We start from the raw sequence: 3761 nt of genomic DNA on the forward strand, positions 1-3761 counted from the left end.
AGCAGGCGCGGCAACAGGCCATAGACCAGCACGCAACCCACGAGCCAGGCCGACCAGGCGTGGCGCGCGGATGCCTGGGCGAGCGGGTCGGCGCCGCTGGCGCGGATGGTGTCGGCGTCGGGCACGGCAAAGCCGAGCCAGGCCGGCAGCGTGCCCAGGCCTTGCACCAGGGCCACGAAGCTGTCGGCTGGCAGGATGGTGGTTTCCCAGACAAAACCGTAGCGCCGGGTGGCCAGCAGCACCAGCAGGGCGGCCAGGGCCGCCAGCAGCGCCAGCGCCCACACACCGTGGCTGATGGCGCCCAGCCACCAGCGCGCCAGCCGGGCGCGGCCGAGCAGACCGGCCAGGGCTTGCGGCAGCAGCGCGGCCTTGGGGTCGCGCATCAGCCGCCCGGTCAGCCACAGCCAGGCCTGGCCCAGGCCGCCGAACCCGGAGGCCGGCAGCAGCAGGCCGGCCAGCCACAGCACCAGCATCAGCCCGTGCAGGCCCAGCAACCCGCCGATGGCCCAGACCACGTTGACCGCCCGGCTGCCATCGCCCAGCACCGAGACCGCGCTGCCGGCGCCACCGGCCAGGGCCAGCAGCGCCAGGGCCAGCAGCGCCCAGCGGGCATGCGCGTTCCATTGCCGCACGAGGCCGGGCAGGCCGTCGCGCCGCGCCAGCGCATCGGCGCGGGCCAGCAGGCGCGCCTCCAGCACCGGTGGCGCGCGGCGGGCCTGGCGCACCGCGTCGGCATCTTCCAGCGGGCCATGGCGCGTCTCCTGCAGCCGGACCGTCTCGGCCAGCCAGCGGCGATCGAAAGGTGAGAGGGCGGTGGTCTCGGTCAAGGTGATGTCGGGCGTTGACCGCATGGTAGCGCAGGGCCGCTATGCGGCTGTGGCAGCGAGGCGCGGGGCCATGGCGCATGCCAAGCCGGCCGGGATGATGTCGACATCGGGCCGGAAGAGGGCGCGGGCCGCCGGGCGCCGCGCGCTCAGGCCGTTTTATTCGGCGCTGGCCTGCTGCACGCTGGCGGCGGCATCAAGCTGCTGTCGCTGGGCCTGGGCGACCTGCTCGAACTGCGGGCGCAGGCTTGCCGGCAGCGGCACCGTTTCGTGGCGGCGGGCGACCTCGAGCGGGTCCTGGTGGGCGCCGGCGACCTTGAACTCGAAATGCAGGTGTGGCCCGGTGGAGGCGCCGGTGGTGCCGACGGCACCGATGAACTCGCCTTGTGCGACTTTCTGACCCTTGCGCACGTCGATGCGGCTGAGGTGGGCATAGGCCGTGGACTTGCGGTCACGGTGCTGGACTTCGATGATGTTGCCGTAGCCGCGCTGCCAGCCGGCGAAGGTGACCACGCCGTCGGCCACCGTGCGCACCGGCGTGCCGGTGGGGGCGGCGAAATCGACGCCGAGGTGGGCCTTGCGCCGGCCCGAGATCGGATGGAAGCGCATGCCGTAGCCGCTGCTGACACGGGAAAACTGCAGCGGCGAACTCAGGAACTGGGGCTGCGAGCTTTGGCCGTCGAAGCCGTAGTAAGCACCCTTGTGGTTGTCGCTCTCGAACCAGACGGCCTCGAAACGTTTGCCGGCGTTGACGAACTGGGCACTGAGCACCCGGCCGGGGCGCATGGGCTCGCCGTCGGCCTGCAAGATTTCATAGACGACGCTGAACTGGTCGCCCTGGCGCAGGTCGCGCCGGAAATCGAGGTGGGACGAGAAGATCTCGGCCAGTTGAACGGCAATGCTGTCGGGCAGGTTGGCGGCATCGGTGGCGGCGAACAGCGAGCTGTGGATGGTACCGCTGGCCAGGCTGGTGCTGGCGGTCAGTTCACCCTGTTCCAGGCGGCTGGCAAGCCGACCGTCAGGCTGGCGCTCGATGACCAGGCGCTGAAAGCTCCGGTCGTCGGACGGGCCGTTGCCGGGCAGCCAGCGTGCGACCAGGCGCGTCAGGTGGTGGTGCGCATCGGTTTCGGCGGTCACGGTCTTGCCGCCGCGGCCCATGAAGAGCTGGCGGGCCGCCGGGTCGTTGCGCAGCAGGTCGGCGGCCACGCTGTCGTTGACCCCCAGGCGCGCCAACAGGCTTTGGGCAGTGTCGTCGCGGCGCACGGTCTCGCTGCGGTAGAGGGTGAACCCGCCCTGCTCCTGGCCGCCGAAGGGGGTGGCGATGATGTCCAGCGTATTGGCCGGTTCGACCACGCGCGTCACGGGCAGGTCGGCCGCGTCGGGGGCCAGCGGCGCAATGCCGAAGGCGGTCACGCCGGTGCCCAGCAGCAGCAGGCCGATGGCGGCCATGATGGCCTTGGGATGGCGGGACAGCCCCTGGGTCAGGCGGGCAGGCAGGGCAGATGCGGTGGATGGGGGCAGTCGGTCGTCGGCCAATTCAGCTATTCCTCGCCCGGCGGCCCCGGAGGCCGCCAGCAACAATCTCGTCAAAACAGCAGTGAGGGATGCGAGGACGGGCCTGAAGTTCCACAGGCAAATCGGCCACATGTAACCAGAGTGTTGCATGAAGGCCACTAAAATCCACGCTGATCCTCAAAAGTATAGCCAGTGCGTAGGTGTCCGCCTACAGGAAAACGCGGATTTCGCCGCGACCAGGGCCAGAAAATGAACCAAGAAGTAGCACGATCCACCCCCGAACTGACGGACGGCGTCCGCCATGCGCTGGCCGTGAGCCTGCGCGGCTGTGATGAACTGATCCCGCAGGACGAATGGGTGCGCAAGCTGGTGCGGTCGGAACAGACCGGCCAGCCGCTGCGCATCAAGCTGGGGCTGGACCCCACCGCCCCGGACATCCACATCGGTCACACGGTGGTGCTCAACAAGTTGCGCCAGTTGCAGGACCTGGGCCACCAGGTGATCTTCCTGATCGGCGACTTCACCAGCCTGATCGGCGATCCGTCGGGCCGCAACGCCACGCGCCCGCCGCTGACGCCCGAGCAGATCAAGGCCAACGCCGAAACCTACTACCGCCAGGCCAGCCTGGTGCTGGACGAAAGCAAGACCGAGATCCGCTACAACAGCGAGTGGAGCCTGCCGCTGGGCTCGATGGGCATGATCCAGCTCGCGGCCAAGTACACCGTGGCGCGCATGATGGAGCGCAACGACTTCCACGACCGCTTCAAGGCCGGCACGCCCATCAGCGTGCACGAGTTCCTGTACCCGCTGATGCAGGGCTACGACTCGGTGGCGCTCAAGGCCGACCTGGAACTCGGCGGCACGGACCAGAAGTTCAACCTGCTGATGGGCCGCCACCTGCAGACCGAGTACGGGCAGGAGCCGCAGTGCATCCTGACCATGCCCCTGCTCGAAGGCCTGGACGGAGTGGAGAAGATGTCCAAGTCCAAGGGCAACTACATCGGCATCACCGAGGACCCCAACACGATGTTCGCCAAGGTGCTGAGCATCTCCGACGAGCTGATGTGGCGCTGGTACACGCTGCTGTCGTTCCGCTCGATGGACGAGATCGCCGCGCTGAAGCGGGAGGTCGAGGCCGGACGCAACCCGAAGGATGCCAAGGTGATGCTGGCCAGGGAGATCACGGCGCGGTTTCACAGCGCGCAGGCGGCCGACGCGGCCGAGCAGGATTTCATCAACCGCAGCAAGGGCGGGGTGCCGGACGACATTCCCGAGGTGGCCCTGTCGGGCGCGCTGCTGGGTGTGGGCGCGCTGCTGAAGTCGGCCGGGCTGGCGCCGTCCACGAGCGAGGCCAACCGCCTGATCGATGGCGGCGGCGTGCGCATCGACGGCTCGGTGGTGGGCGACAGGGGGCTGAAGCTG

At 69.2% G+C, this 3761-nt stretch carries 3 protein-coding genes; 1 reads left to right on the plus strand and 2 read right to left on the minus strand.

All coding sequences use genetic code 11. The features are described 5' to 3' along the window. On the minus strand, positions 1-827 hold an 827-nt coding region (locus PHQ87_RS14890; RefSeq protein WP_300236036.1), incomplete at its 3' end, for a DUF2868 domain-containing protein. 156 nt (positions 828-983) lie between these two features. Beyond that, the gene (locus PHQ87_RS14895) at positions 984-2360 is read right to left on the minus strand and encodes a M23 family metallopeptidase (protein WP_300236039.1); all 1377 of its coding nucleotides are present in this window, start codon (positions 2358-2360) and stop codon (positions 984-986) included. A gap of 228 nt (positions 2361-2588) precedes the next feature. Between PHQ87_RS14895 and tyrS the strand changes: the two genes are divergently transcribed. Further along, positions 2589-3761: tyrosine--tRNA ligase (tyrS, locus tag PHQ87_RS14900; RefSeq protein WP_300236042.1), on the plus strand; the 1173-nt coding region annotated here is incomplete at its 3' end.

Source organism: Hydrogenophaga sp. (assembly GCF_028698005.1).
Classification (GTDB): Bacteria; Pseudomonadota; Gammaproteobacteria; order Burkholderiales; family Burkholderiaceae_C; genus Hydrogenophaga.